Origin of the sequence: Sphingopyxis sp. MC1, from assembly GCF_000371385.1 — a bacterium.
Taxonomy (GTDB): Bacteria; Pseudomonadota; Alphaproteobacteria; order Sphingomonadales; family Sphingomonadaceae; genus Sphingopyxis; species Sphingopyxis terrae.
Window position 1 is genome coordinate 52,253 of record NZ_AOUN01000015.1, and the last position, 17,736, is coordinate 69,988.

The window sequence follows — 17,736 nt, forward strand, 5'->3', positions numbered from 1 at the left end:
CGGTACCGTTGCACTAGGCTCTATGGGAGGGTGAAGATGAAGGCTCGACATTCGAATCTGCTCGCCGGCGTCGCGACGCTTGCGATGCTGGCCACCGCCGCGCCGGCGATGGCACAAACCGCCGACGATGGCGCCGAAACGGCCGCCGGGGCAAGCGGCAGCGGCAATGAAATCATCGTGACCGCGCAAAAGCGCGCCCAGAACATCCAGGATGTTCCGATCTCGATGGAGGTCGTCAGCGGCCAGCGGCTCGACGATTTCAACTCGAACGATATCAAGGCGGTGATGAATTACACCCCGAACGTCTTCGTCCAGTCGACCGCGGGCAATGACGTGATCTACATTCGCGGCTTCGGTTCGCCGCCCGCGAACTTCGCCTTCGACCAGTCGGTTTCGCTCTATGTCGACGGCGTCTACGCCGGCCGGTCGCGTCAGGCGCAGGCACCCTTCTTCGACCTCGCGCGCGTCGAGGTGCTGCGCGGTCCGCAGGGCGCCCTGTTCGGCAAGAACACCGCGGCGGGCGCGGTCAGCGTCGTGTCGGCGGGGCCGACGGACCGCTTCGAAGGCAAGCTGACCGCCAATTATAACTTCGATTTCAAGGGCACCGATTTCTCGGGCTATCTGTCGGGGCCGCTGACCGACACGCTGAGCGCGCGCCTCGCGATGAAGGTGCTCAACCAGCAGGGCTATATCCGCAATCTCGCGACCGATCATGACGATCCGGAGATCAAGCAGCAGCTTCTCCGCCTGACGATGAAATGGGAACCGTCGGCCAATTTCGATTACACCGCGAAGGTCGAATATGCGAACCGCGATGTCGTGGGCGGCATTACCGTGTCGAGCCCGCTGACCAGCGCGCAGGATCCGCACCTTACCCGCTATCTCGACAAGTCGGCGCTCGGCGATGAAGGGACCAAGACCAAGTCGGTCATGATATCGGGAACCGGCAACATCGCGATCGGCGACTATACGCTGACGTCGGTGACGGGTTACAGCTGGTTCAACGCCAATATCGTCAACGGTTTCGATCAGACGATCCCGGGCGGCGGCGGCGCGTTTACCAACAATTCGGTCTACAACAGCTTCCCCGAGCGCTTCGAGCAATTCTCGCAGGAAATCCGCCTGCTGTCGCCGACCGGCCGCACCTTCGACTTCATCGTCGGCGCTTATTATGACCATGGCAAATACCGGCTCGACCAGCTGCAGGGATTCAATATCGCCGACCTGTTCGGTTCGCCCTATTTCGGCCGCATCGACAGCCGCTTCAACCAGACCTCGGAAAGCTGGTCGCTCTTCGGACAGGGTACGCTGAACCTTGCCGACACCTTCCGCGTGATCGGCAGCCTGCGCTACAGCCACACGAGCAAGGACGCCGATTTCGCTTCGCGGCTGGTCTATGGCCCGTTCGCGATCCGCCCGATCTCGAGCGCGGACGGTTCGCTCAGCGAAGGCAATGTCGATCCGTCGGTCACGGTGCAGTTCGACGTCGCGCCGCGCATCATGCTCTATGCGACCTATGGCCGCGGTTCGAAGTCGGGCGGCTTTGTGTCGAATACCTTGGGCACAACGGACGCGACGTTCGCATTCAAGCCCGAGCGCTCGACCAACTATGAAGCGGGCGTCAAATCGACGCTGTTCGACGGCAAGGTCGTCGCCAACGTCTCGGTCTATGACACCCAGTTCAAGAATCTGCAGGTTTCGGTCTATCAGCCGGCAAGCTCCAGCTATCTGACCGGCAACGCCGCGAGCGCGACGTCGAAGGGCATCGAAGGATCGCTTGCGCTCTATCTGTCGCCCAACCTCGATATCACCGCATCGGGTGCGTATCAGGACATCAAATACGACGATTATCCGGGGGCTGCCTGCCTTGCGTCGCAGCCGAGCACCTGCACGCCGGCGACCAACAATCTCGCCGGCTATCGCCTTGCCTACACGTCGAAATGGACCGGCAATGTTTCGGCGCACGGCCGCGTGCCGCTGGGCGACGATCTGAAGCTCGACATTACGGGCGTCGCCGCGGGCCGCTCGAAATATTTCGACTCGGACAATCAGAGCCCGATTTTCGGCATTCAGAAGGGCTATGTGAAGCTCGACCTGCGTGTGCAGCTTTCGGATGCGGACGAGCGCTGGTTCCTGGCCTTCGTCGGCAAGAATCTGACCAACGAGCTGACGACGGGCAGCGCGTTCAACCTGCCGGCGCCGATCACTGCGGTTCCGCGCGCGATTCTCTACCTCGAACCGCCGCGCAACCTGTCGATCGAAGCCGGCTTCAAATTCTAGCAGTCCCACTAGAATGCCGACGGACGCGACCGCTATCGACGCTTTCCTTGACCGGGAAGCGGCGGTGGCGGTCGTGACCGCTTATGCCGCCGCGCTCGATGCGCGCGACTGGGGCGCGTATCGCGCGCTGTTCGCCGACCGGATCGCGATCGACTATGGCGCGATCGGGTCGATCGTCGCGACGATCGATGCCGATGAATGGACGCGCCGCTGCCGCGCGCTCGAGGGTTTCGACGCGACCGCGCACCGGCTGCACAATCTGCGCGCCGAGATCGAGGGCGATCGCGCCGTGGTGACGGGCATCGTCGATGCCGCCCACTTCATTGCCGTCGATGGCGCCGCGCTGATGGGCGACCTTGTCGGTCATTACACCCACCATCTGATCCGCGACGGGCGGTGGCGGATCGCGGGTGTCACGCTCACCGTTGCGGGCTACCCCGCGGGGAAGCCCGCCTTCGAAGCCGCATTTGCCGCCGCCCGCGCCCGTTTTGCCGAAAGAGGAATTGCATGATCGAGGTTTATTTCACCCCCACGCCCAACGGGCACAAGGTTTCGATCATGCTCGAAGAGACGGGCTTGCCGCACCGCCTGCTCAAGATGGATGTGCTCGCGGGCGATCATCTGACCCCCGACTTTCGGCGCATCAACCCCAATGGACGCCTGCCCGCGATCGTCGACCATGAACCGATCGGCGGCGGGGCGCCGCTGCCTGTCTTCGAAAGCGGCGCGATCCTGCTTTATCTTGCCGAAAAGAGCGGCAAGTTCCTGCCCGAAAATCCGCGCCGTCGCAGCCAGGCGCAGCAATGGCTGATGTGGCAGATGGCCAGCTTCGGGCCGATGCAGGGGCAGGCGCATCATTTCATCCGCTACGCACCCGAAGGCCAGACCTACCCGACCGAGCGCTACCGGAACGAGACGGTTCGCCTGCTGCATGTTCTGAACGGACGCCTGTCCGAGGCAGACTATCTGGCCGAGGAATATAGCATCGCCGACATGGCGGCCTGGCCCTGGGCGCGCGCGGTGCAGTTGATCGGACTGACGCTCGACGATTATCCTGCCGTTGCCGACTGGTTCGCGCGCGTGGGCGAGCGGCCGGCGGTGATTGCCGGAACCGACGTCAAGAATGCCGCCAACCTAGCGAGCGCGCGGCCCGTGCTGACCGAGGAGCAATGGTCGAACCTGTTCGGCAAGAATATGCTCGCCGCGCCGACGCGCTGACCCCCTGCGCCATTGCGAGGAGCGAAGCGACGCGGCTTCGCCCGCAATGACGAGCGTGGATCAGACCGTATCGGCATGACCCCACTGATATTCGATCTTTCCGGCGAGCCGCCGCACCGCGAGCCAGTCGCCCCCGGCCAGGCCGTCGTCCTCGATCAGCGCGATGACGCCGCCCGCGATATCCTTGGGTTCGCACGCTTCATTATTGGCGAGCACTTGCTCCATCCACTCCGATTTGCCGCCCGCGCCCGTGGTGTCGTGGATGGGTGTATCGACAAGGCCCGGCAGCATCCCCGCGACGCGGACGTTGCATTCGGCCTTCAGCGGCGCGCAGCAGCGGGTGAACATCATCACTGCCGCTTTGGTCGTCGCATACATCGCATCGTAGAATCCGGTGCCGAGCGCGACGGTCGACACGGTGTTGACGATCACCCCGCCGCGGCGGCGGCGCATCGCCTGCACGGCGATCTGCGTCGCGGCGATCAGCGAGGTCACATTGACGTCGATGATCCAGCGGATGCGCGCCGCGTCGACGTCGGGAAATTGCGGCAGTCCCGATACGACCCCGGCATTGTTGTGGAGAATGTCGACGTCGCCATGCGCCGCGAACCAGGCTTCGGTCGCGGCGATGTCGGACAGGTCGAGGCGGTGGACCGTCGCCCGCGCGCCCGCCGCCTCGACGCGACCCGCCGTTTCGCGCAGGTCGATATCGTTGACGTCGACAAGTGCGATCGCGGCGGCACCGCGCTCGGCAAGCGCGACAGCGGTGGCGCGGCCGATGCCGCTCGCGGCCCCGGTAACGATGGCGGTTTTATCCTTGATATCCATTGCTCTCTCCCGTTCGATGTCGCCTTACCGTAAAGCACATTGACAGATAAACTTAAATACCTAAGTATTTTGACCCGACAAGAATCACATGTTTGGGGAGAGCCATGACGCAAGCCACCGCCCTTGATGCGGGCGCCGCGCCGGCCGACCGTTCGATCGCCGTCCGCCGCAATTTTGCGCTCGCGATGCTGTTCCTGGTTGGCACGATCAACTTCGTCGACCGTCAACTGCTGTCGGTGCTCGTCGAACCGATCCGCGCCGATATGCAGTTCAGCGATACGCAATTCGGCTTGCTCACCGGCCTTGCCTTCGCGCTCTTCTATGCGGCGATGGGCGTCCCGGTCGCGATGATCGCCGATCGCTGGAACCGGGTGAAGCTGATCGGTATCGCCTGCGTGGTGTGGAGCGGCTTCACCGCCGCGTGCGGTATGGTGTCGAACTTCTGGCAACTGGCGCTGATGCGCTTCGGCGTCGGCGCGGGCGAGGCGGGGGGCACCGCCCCGTCGCTGTCGGTCATCGCCGATTATTACCCGCCCGATCGCCGGCCGCTGGCGATCGGCCTGTTCACGCTGAACGGTCCGTTCGGCGTGTTCGTCGGCGCCGCCTTCGGCGCCTGGGCGGCGGCCAACATCGGCTGGCGCAACGCCTTTCTGGTCATCGGCGTCGTTGGCGTCCTTGTCGCGCCGCTCTTGATCTGGCTGGTCCGCGAACCCGCGCGCGGCGCCATGGACAAGCAGCAGACGGCCGACGAAGCGCTGCCCTTTCGGCAGAGCCTTGCGATGTTCGTGCGCCGCCGGTCGCTGCGCATGGTGATGGTCGGCAGCGGCCTTGCCGCCTTCGTCAGCTATGGCATGCTCAACTGGATTCCCGCCTTCCTGATGCGGACGCAAGGCATGCCGCTCGATGCGATGGCGACCTGGTTCGCGCCCGCCGCGGGCATCACCTTCGGGATCGGCATCCTCGGCGGCGGCTGGCTGGTCAGCCACGTCGCGAAGCGATCGCCGCGCGCCTATGGATCGATCCCCGCTTTGGCCACCGCCGTCCTGATACCCAGCTTCGCCGCGGCGCTCCTCGTCGATAGCTGGCAAGTGTCGCTTGCGCTGATGCTGATCCCGATGGCGGCCTGCACCGCCTATGTCGCGCCGGCGCTGGCGCTGGTGCAGAATCTGACCCCGCCGCGCAGCCGCGCGACGGCCGCCGCGGTGCTGATGCTGATGTTCAATATCGTCGGCCTCGGCCTCGGTCCGCTGTTCATCGGCGTGGTGAGCGATCACCTCAAGCCGGCCTATGGCGACGAGAGTCTGCGCTGGGCCTTGCTTGCCATCCTTCCCTTTGCGGTCGCCGCAGGGCTGGCCCAGTTCGCGATGACGCGCCACCTCGATCAGGATTTTGCCGAATGACCGATGTTGTAGGCAAGACGGCGTTCGTCACCGGCGGCGCGAGCGGGCTTGGTCTGGCGACGGCGCGGGCGCTGGCGGACAGGGGGGCGCGGCTGATTCTCGCCGACATCGACGGAGCGGGCGCGGAAGCGGCGGCGGAAAGCCTGCGCGCCGCGGGGGCCGAGGCGATGGGGTTGCAGCTCGATGTGACCGACGAGGCAAGCTGGGCCGATGCCGGTGCCGCCGCGCAGGCTTTCGGCCCGGTGCGCATTTTGTTCAGCAATGCCGGCGTGGGCGGCGGTTCGGGTCCGTTCGAGGATTATGACACCGACGTCTGGCGCTGGAACTATGCCGTCAACGCCCATGCGCATCTTTATGCCTGCCGCACCTTCCTCGGTGCGATGAAGGCATCGGGCGAGGCGAGCCACCTTATCATCACATCGTCGATGGTCGCGATCGTGCCGCCGCCGATCTCGGTCGCCTATATCAGTTCGAAATATGCCACGCTCGGCATCGCGATGGCGCTGCGCAACGAGCTTGCGGGCACCTGCGTCGATATTTCGGTCCTGATGCCGGGGATGTCGGCGACGCGCATTGTCGAAACGACGCGCGATCTGCGCCCGGCGCAGGTCGAGGTCGGCCGCGCGGCGGCGACCAGCCAGGCCATGCAGGGCGTGCTCGCGGGCGGGATGGACCCGGCAAAGATCGGCGCGCGGGTTGTCCGGGCGATCGAGCATGGCGACTATTGGATTTTCACCCATCCCGAATGGAAGGCGATGGCCGAACAGGTGACGCGCGACATGCTGACCGCCTTCGGCGAATCCGCCGATCCGGATTACAAGGGCGACGATATCGACGGGCTGATCGCGGCCAATGGCGGCCGGATGTTCGGCGCGCGGATTTGAGGAGAGACTGATGAGCGAACAGGACGACATTCGCGCCATGGCGACGCGCTTTTTCGACGCGATTGAGCAGGGCGATATCGAAACGATGCAGAACAGTTTCACGCCTGATGCCGCGATCTGGCACAATACCGACGAACTGATCGTGACGCCGGCGCAGACGGCGCAGACGCTGGCCGGGATGGTCGCGCGCATCAAGGACCGCGAATATGCCGACCGCCGTCTGACCACCTTTCCGGGGGGATTCGTCCAGCAGCATGTGCTGAAGGGGCGCCGCATTCACGACGACGGCCCGGTGCGCCTGCCGTGCGCCATTATCTGCAAGGTGGAAAACGGCCGGATCACGCGCCTCGACGAATATTTCGACAGCGCGCACGTCGCCGAATTCCGCAAATTTGCCAACGCCTGAGGAGTCCGTTTCATGCCCGTCTTGCGCCAGGTGCCCCGGTCCGAAGTGACCGACGAGACCGTTCTCGCTTATTATCAGCGCCTGTTCGGCGACCGCGACCCGGTGGCCGAACCCGGCACCGCGACCGGCACGCCGGGCGATTGGTGGACCGTCTATGCGCTGTCGCCCGACATCTTCAAACATGCGGTCGACGGTTTCGCGGTCTATCGCAATCCGGCGCGTTCGATCGACCCGGTGCTGCGCGAGCTTGGGCAGACGCGCGCGGGCTGGGTGAAGGGCAGCCAGTTTGTCTTTTCGCAGCATTGCAAGTCGCTGCGCGGCCTGGGGGTTAGCGAAGAGAAGATCGCATCGATCGCCCATTGGCAGGTCGCCGATTGCTATAATGATCAGGAACGCGCCGTCCTTGCCTATGCCGATTGCCTCAGCCAGGCGAACGGCCGCGTCCCGACGGCGGTGTTCGACAAGCTCAAGACCTTCTGGAACGACGAGCAGATTTTCGAATTCACCTACATCACCTGCCTCTATGATATGCACGCGGTCATCACCCGCGCGCTGCGCATGGAGTTTGACGCGCGTGAAGATCCGATCGTTGAGGTCGCGGCCCCCGAAGGCTTCGATGCCGCCGACTTCCTGAGCGCGCCGCGGTCGAAACCCGAATGAGCGACTTCGGCGCGCCCGAGGTCGTCGCCACCGGCCTGCACTTTCCCGAAGGGCCGGTGCCGATGCCCGACGGGTCGGTGCTGCTCGTCGAGATTGCGCGCGGCACGCTGACCCGCGTCGCCCCGGACGGAAGCCTGTCGGTCGTGGCCGAGCTCGGCGGCGGGCCCAATGGGGTGGCGATCGGTCCCGATGGCGCCGCCTATGTCTGCAACAATGGCGGGTTCCAGTGGACCCGGGCGGGGGCGCTGCTTTTTCCCGGTCATGCCGCGCACGACGCCGCCTGCGGTGCGATCCAGCGGGTCGACCTCGCCAGCGGGGCGGTGACGACGCTCTACGACAGCTTCGACGGTGAGCGGCTGAAGGGGCCGAACGACATCGTCTTCGACCGCGAGGGCGGCTTCTGGTTTACCGACCATGGTCAGGTGCGCGGCAGCGGGCGCGATCATGGCGCCATCTACTACGCCGGCATCGACGGCTCCTCGATCACGCGCCAGCGCGCCGAGATGATCGGTCCGAACGGCATCGGCCTCTCCCCCGACGGCAAGACGCTCTATGTCAGCGAAACCATGACCGCGCGCGTCTGGGCGATGGACGTGGTGGCACCGGGCCAGCTTGCGCCGCCGCCGCCGTGGGCGCCGGGGCGGTTCGTCGGTACGCCGCCCGCCTTCCGCCTGCTCGACAGCCTTGCGGTCGAGGAAGGCGGCCGCATCTGCGTCGGCACAATGGTCGAAGGCGGCATCACCATCTTCGATCCCGATGGCGGCGGGTCGGAGTTTCTGCCGCTTCCCGATATCGGCGTGACCAACATCGCGTTTGGCGGGGCCGATCGGCGCGACGCCTATATCACCGCCTCGACCACCGGGGCGCTCTACCGCGTCCGCTGGCCGCGCCCCGGACTGGCTCCCGCATAACCGTCAATTAAGTTGACGGTTATGCGGGAAGCTGCTAGAAGGATCTTGAGAGGATGGCCATGAAATTCTACAATAGCGTCGGCCCCAATCCCCGTGTCGTGAAACTGTTCATGGCGGAAAAGGGGATCAGCCTGCCCGAGGTCGAGGTCGATCTGCGCGGCGGTGAAAACCGGCGGCCGCCCTATAACAGCAGCGTGAACCCGGCGGGGCAGACCCCCGCACTCGAGCTCGACGACGGCACGGTGCTGACCGAGATTACCGCGATCTGCGAATATCTTGAGGAGCGCTTTCCCGATCCGGCGCTGATCGGCACGACGGCCGAAGAGCGCGCGGTGACGCGGATGTGGACGCGGCGCGTCGACCTCAAGATTTGTGAACCACTGACCAACGGCTTTCGCTTTGCGGAGGGACTGCCGCTGTTCGAGCCGCGCATGCGTTGTCTGCCCGAAGCCGCGGCGGGGCTGAAGGCGATGGCGCAGGACGGGCTCAAATGGCTCGATCCGCTCATCGCCGATCGCGCGTTCATCGCCGGCGACCGGCTGACGCTCGCCGACATCATGCTCTTCGCTTTCCTCGATTTCGGCGCAAGTGTCGGTCAGCCGCTCGACCCCGAAAACAAGAATATCCTGCGCTGGTACCAGGGCATGAAGGCCCGGCCCGGCGCCAATTCGAACTGAGACGCAAAGGAGACGGATGATGGCAGAAGCAAACAAGGAATTCGAATTTTGCGGGGTCAACCACCTCGCGCTTGTGTGCAAGGACATGGCCAGGACGGTCGAATTCTACCGCGACATCCTGGGCATGCCGCTGACCAAGACGATCGACCTGCCGGGCAATCGCGGCCAGCATTTCTTCTTCGATATCGGCAACGGCGACAGCCTGGCCTTCTTCTGGTTCGACGGTGCGCCCGAAGCGGTGCCGGGAATTTCGGCGCCCGAAGCGCTGCCGACGCAGGGCAATTTCATGTCGGCGCACGGATCGATGAACCATATCGCGATCAACGTGCCCGCCGAGCGCTTTGATGAATATTACGACCGCCTCGTCGAAAAGGGCGTCAAGGTCACCAAGATCCTGAACCACGACAATTCGCCGACGCAATCGTCGGACGAGATGAACGACGATGTGTTCGTCCGTTCGGTCTATTTCTTCGACCCCGACGGCGTGTGCCTCGAATTTGCGGCTTGGACGAAGGTGTTCGACGACAGCGACGTCGCGCACGACCCGGTCCGTGCGGACGGAACGAAGGTCGAAGGCATGATCACCGCACGCAAGCCGGTTCCCGCCGAATAAGCCGAAATAGCGAAACACTCCTCGGGCCCGGCCGCTGTGCCGGGCCCATTTTGTGCCCGAGCGCTAATCATTCGGCGCGCGGCGCGGCGCCTTGGCGCGGAGGAAATTGCCGAGCGCGACGAATAGCATTTCGCGCGCGTCGCCGCCCAGCATTTCGGCGCTGAGCCAGTCGAACGCTGCGCGGTCGTCGCGACCGGCGACACCGACCAGCGCCGCGAGCAACGCTTCGTCGAAGCTGGCGCGCGGACAGCAGGGCGGGGCGACCGCGAAGGGGTCGGGCCAGCAATGACCGATCGCCTCCACGACGAGACGGTAGCGGCGCGCCGCGAGGATGTTGCCCCAGCGCCGTTCGAGTTCGGGCATCGGGTCGCGCTCGCTGCGATGGCACAGCACGCAATAGCGCAGCGCGAGGACCGCCTGCGCCGCATCGACCGGCAGGTCGCGCACGAACGGCTGTTCGGTCAGGCGGCGGACGAGCGTGCTGGTTTCCATCATTCCTCCCATCGACGGCCCAAATCCGCGGCGCATCGGCATGCAGCCCGGTTCCTCCGAAAAAGATGCCGGCTGCCGCAGGGCCGCAGCAGCCGGCAGGAGGGGACTGCGTAAACAGTGCCATTGATAATCAGTCGCAAAAACAAGCGAAAAATGAGGCGCCCGCAGGCGCCCCCAAAAATCCGCGGATTTTGGCCGGTCCGGCGTCAGTCGTCGCCGGCGGGCTTCGACTGGAGCTGGACGTAATTTTCCATTCCCATGCGCTCGATCATCTCGAACTGCTTTTCCAGCTCGTCGACATGATGCTCTTCGCTTTCCAGAATGTCGGCGAACAGATCGCGGCTGACATAGTCGCGCACGCTTTCGCTATGCGCGATCGCGTCCTTGAGCAGCGGGATCGCTTCTTCCTCGAGCGCGAGGTCGGCCTTGAGGATCTCTTCGACCGTTTCGCCGACGCGCAGCCGTCCGAGCAGCTGAAAATTGGGCAGGCCGCCCAGAAACAGGATGCGGTCGGCCAGCTTGTCGGCGTGCTTCATCTCGTCGATCGATTCCTCGCGCTCGAAATGCGCAAGGCGCGCAACGCCCCAATTGTCGAGCATGCGATAGTGCAGCCAATATTGGTTGATCGCCGTCAGCTCGTTCTTGAGCGCTTCGTTGAGAAAATCGATGACCTTGGGGTCGCCCTTCATTGTCCGTCCTGTCCTTGTCGGGTGGGGTAAGAAGACAGGATTATAGGCGCCCGGACCCGTTCAGGCCAAGCCGAAAAGTGGCGGAAATCTTGGAAAAATTCAGGCGGTCGCCGTAATGTCGCTGATGATATTGCGAGCGAAAGGCAGGCATTGGCCGCATTTGGGTTTGCGACCCAATTGCGCATAGGCGGCCTTGGCGCAGCGCAACTGCCCGTCCTTTGCGACGTCGCGCAAATCGCGTTCCCTTATTGCGTTGCAGACACAGACGACCATGTGCGAATCCTTCTCAACAAGGCCGATCTAGGGATAGTGCGAGGGATTCGCAACAGGAAAGTTGCGAGCGGTTCGCATTTCCCTGGTGCGGCCGATTTGCCGCGCTGGCCCCTTGCTCGCGCGACGATTCGCGGGCATAGGCGCGCCCATCCTCGCCGGCCCGAAACCCGCCCGGCCGAAACATGAAGGTACGCGCCCATGAAAGTGAATGTCTATGTGACGCTCAAACCCGGGGTGCTCGACCCGCAGGGCAAGGCGATCCATCATGCGCTCGAAGGGCTGGGCTTCGGCGGCGTGGCCGATGTGCGCGCCGGACGCTTCATCGAACTCGACGTGGCCGACGGCACCACCGATGCCGATCTCGACGCGATGTGCGCAAAGCTGCTCGCCAACACGGTGATCGAAAACTACCGCATCGAACGCGCCTGACCGCCGCGAAGGAGCCTTGCTCATGAAGACCGCCGTCATCGTCTTTCCCGGCTCCAACTGCGATCGCGACATGGCCGTCGCGCTCGAAACCGTGACCGGCGTCAAGCCCGCGATGGTTTGGCACCGCGAGACGGCGCTTCCGGACGGCACCGATTTCATCGCGCTGCCTGGCGGCTTTTCCTATGGCGATTATCTGCGCTCGGGCGCGATGGCGGCGCGCTCGCCGATCCTGCGCGCCGTCGCCGATGCCGCGGCGCGCGGCGTGCCGGTGCTGGGCGTGTGCAACGGCTTTCAGGTGTTGACCGAGGCACAGTTGCTGCCCGGCGCGCTGATGCGCAACGCGGGCCTCAATTTCGTCTGCCGCACGGTGCCGCTGACGGTCGCGAACAGCCAGTCGCTGTTCACCGCTGCCTATGGCGCGGACGAGACGATCCATATCCCCGTCGCCCATCATGACGGCAATTATTTCGCCGACGCCGATACGCTCGACCGGATCGAGGGCGAGGGGCGCGTGGCTTTTCGCTATGCCGACAGCGTCAACGGTTCGGCGCGCGCCATCGCCGGCGTGCTCAACGATGCGGGCAATGTGCTCGGCATGATGCCGCACCCCGAACGCGCGATCGACCGCGCGCATGGCGGCACCGACGGGCTACGCCTGTTCGAGGCCGCGCTCGGCGTTCTCGCCTGATATGACCGCTTGCGCTGGCGCGTCGGCGCGCGGCTCCAGCCAGCGGCCGACGATCAGCAGCATCGTCGGCCAGAACATCGTGTTCCAGATATCGTGCCAGTGCGCCGCGTCGGGCTGGATCGCCGAGCGGCCGATCTCGGCCTGAAGGTCGAGCCATTCGCCGCCGCACGCCATGACAAGTACCGCGCCCCAGGCGATCAGTCCGCCACCGCGCCGCCGCCAGACCAGCCGCACCGCCAGAAACAGCGCCAGCCCGAAATAGATATGCAGCGCATCCTTGCCGAGCCCGACCGAGGAGACGATCGACAGCTTGCGCTCCTCGAACAGCGCGGCGAGCAGGGTCAGCGTCACGCGGATCAGACCTTGGCGCGGAAGGGGGTGAAATCGGTTCCCTCGTCAAACACGTCGACGCCCTCGCGGCGCTTGAGCGTGCCGACCACCAGATAGGTGACGGGGGTCAGCGCCGCCTCCCAGGCGGTCTTGATGAACCATTGCGACAGCACGACCTGATAAAGCTGCTCGGGCGGCCAGCCGGCGAGCCCGTAAAAGGCGAGCGGGTAGAAGATCAGGCTGTCGAGCCCCTGGCCGACGATCGTCGACCCGATGGTGCGCATCCACAGATGCCGGCCTTCGGTCCACAGCTTCATGCGCGCGAGGACATAGCTGTTGGCGAATTCGCCGACCCAGAAGGCGGTCATCGAGGCGATCACAATGCGCCAGCTGTTGCCGAACACGAACTCATAGGCCGCTTGCCCCGGCCAGTCGCGCGCCGGCGGCAGCGCGACGACGACCCATGCCATGAACGCCATGAAGACGAGCGCGGCGAACCCGGTCCAGATCACCCGCCGCGCGCGCGCATAGCCATAAACCTCGGTCAGGACGTCGCCGATGATATAGCTGATCGGAAAGAAGAGCACGCCCGCGCCGAACGCCCATTCGGTACCCCAGGGCAGGGTGACATAACTCGGCTTCGATGCCCCGATGATGTTGCTGAGCAACAGGATCGCGACGAACGCCGCCATCATCAGATCATAATAGCGGAACTGGTGCACGCTGGCGGCGCGGACGTGCACGGGATGGGCGGGCGGCGGAGACTCGGTCATCGCCGCATTGCTTAACCCGCTTTGCAGCCCCCGCAAACCACGCTATTCGCGCGATCCACAGCCTTGGTGCACGCGCCCGTAGCTCAGCTGGATAGAGCACCCGCCTTCTAAGCGGGTGGTCGCAGGTTCGAATCCTGCCGGGCGCGCCATTTCCATTGTCCGGTTTCATTTGAGATGCACCTACGGTGCACAAGAATGGACCGGCTTGTTCGATTGAACGACAAGCATTGAGGCAATGCGAAATTTTCGGAGGGGCGATCGTGTCCGGCGCAACATGCGAAGGTCCACCGATTACGCGAAATTTCCTTGATTTGTGCACTTGAAGAAGGCGACTAGAGGTTACCTGTTGCGACGCTTCGACGGCGGCCGCCTCAGAGCTCAGCGCCGAGCTTCGGCGGATTGAGGATTCCTAAATTGCACTCTCCGAGAGTTGATCGGTCATCGAGCCAGACCGCCCGCTCCGACGATGATCGACAACAAACGGCTTGTAAGCGCAGACGCGCCCTTTCGGTAAGCGATTTCACCCCAATCATCCCAACGGTGCACTCGCTCGGCGAGCCAGGCGAAGAGGTCATCACGTGATTTTGCATCGGCGAATGACTGCGACCACGCGATATTGCGCGTCGGCATCCGCGCGCCAACCTTAAGTCCGGTCAACGTCACCAGGTATCGACTTCCGAAATCTTCGCGCGCGAACAGATGGCGACGAAATCCAACCTGCTGCTCAAAGGTGATCAGCGCACGCTCTCGTGCCTCGGCGTCCAGCCTCTTGCTCGCACTTACCGCGGCGACAACCGCCGACATTGGCAAGCGCTCGAATTCCGGCTCGCGCGTGGCCTGCAGCATCATGAGGACCGAATTCCCCAAAGAGGTCAGTCCCCCGTCGAAAAAATTCCTCTCGTTCGATTTCCCGACCATTCCGATGCTGGCGAGCCAGCACTGATAGAAACGCCAGAACATCATGTCCCCGCCAAAAATGTCGTGCTGACGCTCCTCGCCGCACCACATCGATTTTATCGCGGTCATCACCCTCAGCATCAGTTCATGCTGCTCGGGCACGAAGTGGACCGGCGGGAAGCCAAGTTCACCTTCCCAGAAGGCGTCCCTGACGCTTGCCCAATTTCGCCCAGCCTCATCCTCGAAGCCGCGCGGATTGGCTCGAAGCCACCAGCCCCACGGGAGTTCGCCGACGTGACGCTCAAAGTCAGCCACGGCGACCCCCGCGACCAGGATCGAGGCTGAGCGGCGGCGGCGCGCCATCGCGCACGGGCGCCGCGCCTCCTTCGGCGATTGCTTGCAGCTGAGCCGCGAGGGCGATCGTTTCCCTGACAACATATGCGTCGTCGCGATATATCCGTGCAAGCTCCGACGACTTCGATCCGGACGAATTCGGCCTAGCGTTCGGAATAAGATCGTAGGCATGATCGCAACTGAAGCCGAACCACCACGCATGCGAATCTTCGACCCGGTAGTCGGTTGCGTGTTCTACCGGATGGTAGACCGCCGGTCGTATTGTCACGTGGCAGATGCGTCGCGCCTCAACGGCTAACCGACGCGCCGGACTCGGGCCTTCCTCGCACAGTCGTGAATAGGTCAAACCGCCATGCACCTCGATCCCGATGTCCGGCGGAACTGCGTCGGCATCCCAGCCCCAGAGAGGGTGATCGCGCGGGACGCCGACGTATCCTGACAGAAAGCCGTCCTCTGTGTCGCGCAACATGATGCAGTCGTATCCGCTCGCCGCATCGCGCCAGCTCACCTTGTCCGCCTCACCAAGCCACGGCCCCTTGCCGCCGGGCCGCGCGGCCTGATCGTAGAATATTTCTTCCGCGGGAACGACGCATTCGCGGGTTGCATAGGCGCGGCCGCTGACGAGACCGACGCCGCCTTCTCGCGCGACTTCGCCTCCAACGCCGATTAGTTTTGCCAGAGCGAGTTCGGAGTCGACGATCGACAGCAGCGTGTCGTTCGTGGCGGGCACGACAGCAAGCGCGGCAGCCTTTCGTTTGACGGGCGTCTTATGCTTTCCGGTCGGGACGAGCGCGGTGGACTTGGTGGACTTTTTGGTCATGCCTCTTCTCCAGTCTGATTAGGGGTATCGATGCGCATTGGTTCGGGTTGAGCGTCATGGCGGTCGGTTCGACGGCGCTGTCGGTGCGTAGCGTTCCCGCCACGTCAGCCGCTCGATGATCGGTCCAAGAGCTCGGGGATTGGCCTCCATCGAGTAGATATGACTGGCGAGCCACCATTCCTCCTCGGCGCGACGGGCGTCGGGCACTTCTCGCCACCAGCATTTCGGATTGCTCGCAGCGTCCCAGCGGTAGCCCCGCAATCGAAGCAAGTCCTTCACCTCGAAGGAGGCGCCGACCGCGCGGAATCGCCAGCTGGGCGCGCGGGCGGTGGTGAGCATCTGCGCGAGCGCAGTCGTGCCATCAGGCATATTCTGTCGTAAAATTTGGATCACAGCGTCGACATCGTCCACGGCGCGGTGCGCACCGTGGAAATATCCGCTCTGCGCAAGAAGCCACCCCAGCGACCGGCCGTCGAAACCATTGGCGCGCCAGTCGATGTCATTGCAACTGCAGCACCACGCGAGCCCCGCAGCCTCTGGTAGCCGGCGTTCCACATGACGACGGTCGAAGGAGGCATTGTGCGCGCAGACAAATGTAGCGGATTTGAGAAGTCGCAGGGCTATCCCGTCGTCGATGGATTTACCGGCCACGTCGACGTTGGTAATGCCAGTCAGGCGCACAATGTCCTCGGGCAGTTCGCATCCCGGATCCTCTAACCACGAGTATGGCCGGTCGATCTTGACGATCACGCCAGCGGGGTCGACGCGGAAGCGCCGCAATGCGAGTTCGATGATCGCGTCCTCATCACCGATACCGGTTGTCTCGCAGTCGACGGCAACGCCGATAAAGGTATCGACCCGGCCGCCGACGCCGGTTTCTCCCTCGCGGACATCGAGCCGGCGCAGCAGGCGCACATCGTCATCGCCGTTCGGCACGCACGGCGCAGCCGGATCAGGAACCTCGTCCTGCATGGGTGTCTCCGATCGTTGAAGGAACTTTGCCTGGGCCGAACGCCCCCATGTTGGACGGCGGGCGTGGCCAGGAATATTGTCAGGCCGCGATGCGCTGCCGGATGCTGACGTTTAAAAGACGCGCGACGACATAGGCTCGACGTCGACCATCCTCATTTTGGATCAGACGTCGATGCGCTGCTCGATGGTCACTGCAAAATCATTGTGTAATGGATGATCTGCTTCAGGTGCCACGCGGCGGATAAGTTCCGCGACGGGCTCCTGCACCAATGCCATCGCCACTGGAGTCGATTGGTGGAAACCTTCGCGAATGTCGGCAACATTTGCGGCCGAATGTCCAAAGCGTTCACACAATCGGGCCGAGATCTCGGAAGGCTCATGTGCGATGGAGGCATGGAACGCCTGAAGCATCAGCTTTCGGCTAGAATAGATGATGGTCGCTGTGAACAAGCGGGGTGCTGCCAAAGGCCGGCGACCGGAGCGGTGATCCTTTTTTCCCGACTTTCGTTTGGACGACATGTATTGCCGTGATCGTCGGCGCTTGTCCTCTTCATCGTCTGAAAGAAGATTATCAACAGCCGTGGGAGCGAGGTCGAGCCCAAGTGACAGGCCATGGACGAGAATGCTGCGCAGACAATGCTCGCGCTCGAGGCACGCGTCGATAGCCGCCCTGCCGTCAAACAGCCGCCGCGGAGCCAGCATCCATGACATAGGGTCATGCTCGATGCCCTCGCGCTGGAAGCGGCCTCCCGTTTCTACCGCAACCAGAGCAACGCGTGTAATTGCGCGCCGCGTGGTGATGATGGCGGTGTCATCAGATGGACAGTCTTCGGCAAGTGGATCGAGAACGATCGGCTCTACTTCGATAGGTGTAGCGCTGCCGGGCATGGTTTGCGGGGCAATGGTCATGAGATCCATTGAAAGTCTCCTGATCGCCGAAGTGGCATTTCCTCTTATGCAAAAGCGGGGCGACACCGCTGACGAATGACCATATGGAAACTTCAATTTATATTTCAATAGTTCGTGAAGTATTGCATGTTAAAATCGGTTAACCAGGATTGCGAGAACCCTCATTTTAAGAGCTTTCCGAAGGGCACATCGCAGAAACGAATGTCCGGTGGGCCGAGAGCTCTGCTTCGATG

At 63.5% G+C, this 17,736-nt stretch carries 22 protein-coding genes and 1 tRNA gene; 13 read left to right on the forward strand and 10 right to left on the reverse strand.

All coding sequences use genetic code 11. The annotated features are described in order from the left end of the window. The first annotated feature begins 36 nt into the window (after positions 1-36). From EBMC1_RS14695 to EBMC1_RS14705, 3 genes are read left to right on the forward strand one after another with little or no spacing between them, the layout of a single operon-like run. Positions 37-2,280: a TonB-dependent receptor gene (locus tag EBMC1_RS14695; protein WP_003049496.1), complete on the forward strand. Its 2,244-nt coding sequence runs from the start codon at positions 37-39 to the stop codon at positions 2,278-2,280. Positions 2,281-2,293: 13 nt separating this feature from the next. Beyond that, positions 2,294-2,791 (forward strand): nuclear transport factor 2 family protein, encoded by a 498-nt coding sequence (locus EBMC1_RS14700; protein WP_003049498.1) that lies wholly within the window; start codon positions 2,294-2,296, stop codon positions 2,789-2,791. Beyond that, the gene (locus EBMC1_RS14705) at positions 2,788-3,498 is read left to right on the forward strand and encodes a glutathione S-transferase N-terminal domain-containing protein (RefSeq protein ID WP_003049501.1); all 711 of its coding nucleotides are present in this window, start codon (positions 2,788-2,790) and stop codon (positions 3,496-3,498) included. The genes EBMC1_RS14700 and EBMC1_RS14705 overlap by 4 nt, the downstream gene beginning before the upstream one ends. A gap of 60 nt (positions 3,499-3,558) precedes the next feature. Here EBMC1_RS14705 and EBMC1_RS14710 read toward each other — a convergent pair whose 3' ends face one another. Beyond that, positions 3,559-4,326: an SDR family NAD(P)-dependent oxidoreductase gene (locus EBMC1_RS14710; RefSeq protein WP_003049502.1), complete on the reverse strand. Its 768-nt coding sequence runs from the start codon at positions 4,324-4,326 to the stop codon at positions 3,559-3,561. Positions 4,327-4,430: 104 nt separating this feature from the next. On the opposite strand from EBMC1_RS14710, the gene EBMC1_RS14715 reads away from it, so the two are divergent. The 7 genes from EBMC1_RS14715 to EBMC1_RS14745 are packed head-to-tail and all read left to right on the forward strand — an operon-like array spanning position 4,431 to position 9,877. Next, positions 4,431-5,726: a spinster family MFS transporter gene (locus EBMC1_RS14715; protein WP_003049504.1), complete on the forward strand. Its 1,296-nt coding sequence runs from the start codon at positions 4,431-4,433 to the stop codon at positions 5,724-5,726. Next, entirely contained in the window at positions 5,723-6,610 is an 888-nt protein-coding gene (locus tag EBMC1_RS14720; protein WP_003049506.1) for an SDR family NAD(P)-dependent oxidoreductase, read from the forward strand. Before EBMC1_RS14715 ends, EBMC1_RS14720 begins: the two co-directional genes overlap by 4 nt. A gap of 10 nt (positions 6,611-6,620) precedes the next feature. Further along, positions 6,621-7,016 (forward strand): nuclear transport factor 2 family protein, encoded by a 396-nt coding sequence (locus EBMC1_RS14725; protein ID WP_003049508.1) that lies wholly within the window; start codon positions 6,621-6,623, stop codon positions 7,014-7,016. Between the two features lie 12 nt (positions 7,017-7,028). Continuing rightward, positions 7,029-7,676 carry a carboxymuconolactone decarboxylase family protein gene (locus tag EBMC1_RS14730; protein ID WP_003049511.1) on the forward strand — a complete coding sequence of 216 codons (648 nt, stop codon included), beginning with the start codon at positions 7,029-7,031 and terminating at the stop codon, positions 7,674-7,676. Then, positions 7,673-8,587: an SMP-30/gluconolactonase/LRE family protein gene (locus EBMC1_RS14735; RefSeq protein WP_003049514.1), complete on the forward strand. Its 915-nt coding sequence runs from the start codon at positions 7,673-7,675 to the stop codon at positions 8,585-8,587. Before EBMC1_RS14730 ends, EBMC1_RS14735 begins: the two co-directional genes overlap by 4 nt. A 53-nt stretch (positions 8,588-8,640) precedes the next feature. Then, a complete protein-coding gene (locus EBMC1_RS14740; protein ID WP_231292940.1) occupies positions 8,641-9,264 on the forward strand; it encodes a glutathione S-transferase family protein in 624 nt (207 codons plus the stop codon). A 19-nt stretch (positions 9,265-9,283) separates the two neighbouring features. After that, positions 9,284-9,877: a VOC family protein gene (locus tag EBMC1_RS14745; RefSeq protein ID WP_058812516.1), complete on the forward strand. Its 594-nt coding sequence runs from the start codon at positions 9,284-9,286 to the stop codon at positions 9,875-9,877. 63 nt (positions 9,878-9,940) lie between these two features. Here EBMC1_RS14745 and EBMC1_RS14750 read toward each other — a convergent pair whose 3' ends face one another. The 3 genes from EBMC1_RS14750 to EBMC1_RS14760 form a co-directional block, all read right to left on the reverse strand. Next, positions 9,941-10,411 (reverse strand): hypothetical protein, encoded by a 471-nt coding sequence (locus tag EBMC1_RS14750; protein ID WP_003049522.1) that lies wholly within the window; start codon positions 10,409-10,411, stop codon positions 9,941-9,943. A 164-nt stretch (positions 10,412-10,575) separates the two neighbouring features. Continuing rightward, on the reverse strand, positions 10,576-11,058 hold the full coding sequence (gene bfr, locus EBMC1_RS14755) for a bacterioferritin (RefSeq protein ID WP_003049525.1): 483 nt from the start codon (positions 11,056-11,058) through the stop codon (positions 10,576-10,578). A 99-nt stretch (positions 11,059-11,157) separates the two neighbouring features. Next, the gene (locus tag EBMC1_RS14760; protein WP_003049527.1) at positions 11,158-11,331 is read right to left on the reverse strand and encodes a (2Fe-2S)-binding protein; all 174 of its coding nucleotides are present in this window, start codon (positions 11,329-11,331) and stop codon (positions 11,158-11,160) included. Between the two features lie 198 nt (positions 11,332-11,529). Between EBMC1_RS14760 and purS the strand changes: the two genes are divergently transcribed. Together purS and purQ are read left to right on the forward strand one after the other, a co-directional pair. Next, positions 11,530-11,760, forward strand: a complete 231-nt coding sequence (gene purS / locus EBMC1_RS14765; RefSeq protein ID WP_003049530.1) for a phosphoribosylformylglycinamidine synthase subunit PurS — start codon at positions 11,530-11,532, stop codon at positions 11,758-11,760. 22 nt (positions 11,761-11,782) lie between these two features. Then, on the forward strand, positions 11,783-12,448 hold the full coding sequence (gene purQ / locus EBMC1_RS14770; RefSeq protein WP_003049534.1) for a phosphoribosylformylglycinamidine synthase subunit PurQ: 666 nt from the start codon (positions 11,783-11,785) through the stop codon (positions 12,446-12,448). On the opposite strand, the gene EBMC1_RS14775 is transcribed toward purQ, so the two are convergent. Together EBMC1_RS14775 and EBMC1_RS14780 are read right to left on the reverse strand one after the other, a co-directional pair. Beyond that, positions 12,410-12,799, reverse strand: coding sequence for a hypothetical protein (locus EBMC1_RS14775; protein WP_003049537.1), 390 nt, complete (start codon positions 12,797-12,799; stop codon positions 12,410-12,412). The genes purQ and EBMC1_RS14775 overlap by 39 nt on opposite strands. Positions 12,800-12,804: 5 nt before the next feature. Continuing rightward, positions 12,805-13,551, reverse strand: coding sequence for a queuosine precursor transporter (locus EBMC1_RS14780; RefSeq protein WP_003049541.1), 747 nt, complete (start codon positions 13,549-13,551; stop codon positions 12,805-12,807). A 72-nt stretch (positions 13,552-13,623) separates the two neighbouring features. Here EBMC1_RS14780 and EBMC1_RS14785 point away from each other — a divergent pair. Beyond that, positions 13,624-13,700: transfer RNA gene (locus tag EBMC1_RS14785), tRNA-Arg, on the forward strand. A gap of 289 nt (positions 13,701-13,989) precedes the next feature. On the opposite strand, the gene EBMC1_RS14790 is transcribed toward EBMC1_RS14785, so the two are convergent. The 4 genes from EBMC1_RS14790 to EBMC1_RS18690 form a co-directional block, all read right to left on the reverse strand. Then, positions 13,990-14,763, reverse strand: coding sequence for a hypothetical protein (locus EBMC1_RS14790; RefSeq protein ID WP_040590548.1), 774 nt, complete (start codon positions 14,761-14,763; stop codon positions 13,990-13,992). Beyond that, positions 14,756-15,622, reverse strand: a complete 867-nt coding sequence (locus EBMC1_RS14795; RefSeq protein ID WP_003049546.1) for a hypothetical protein — start codon at positions 15,620-15,622, stop codon at positions 14,756-14,758. The genes EBMC1_RS14790 and EBMC1_RS14795 overlap by 8 nt, the downstream gene beginning before the upstream one ends. Before the next feature lie 54 nt (positions 15,623-15,676). Continuing rightward, a complete protein-coding gene (locus EBMC1_RS14800) occupies positions 15,677-16,594 on the reverse strand; it encodes a 3'-5' exonuclease (RefSeq protein ID WP_003049549.1) in 918 nt (305 codons plus the stop codon). A 162-nt stretch (positions 16,595-16,756) separates the two neighbouring features. After that, positions 16,757-17,512: a hypothetical protein gene (locus EBMC1_RS18690; protein WP_003049552.1), complete on the reverse strand. Its 756-nt coding sequence runs from the start codon at positions 17,510-17,512 to the stop codon at positions 16,757-16,759. Positions 17,513-17,736: the final 224 nt, after the last annotated feature.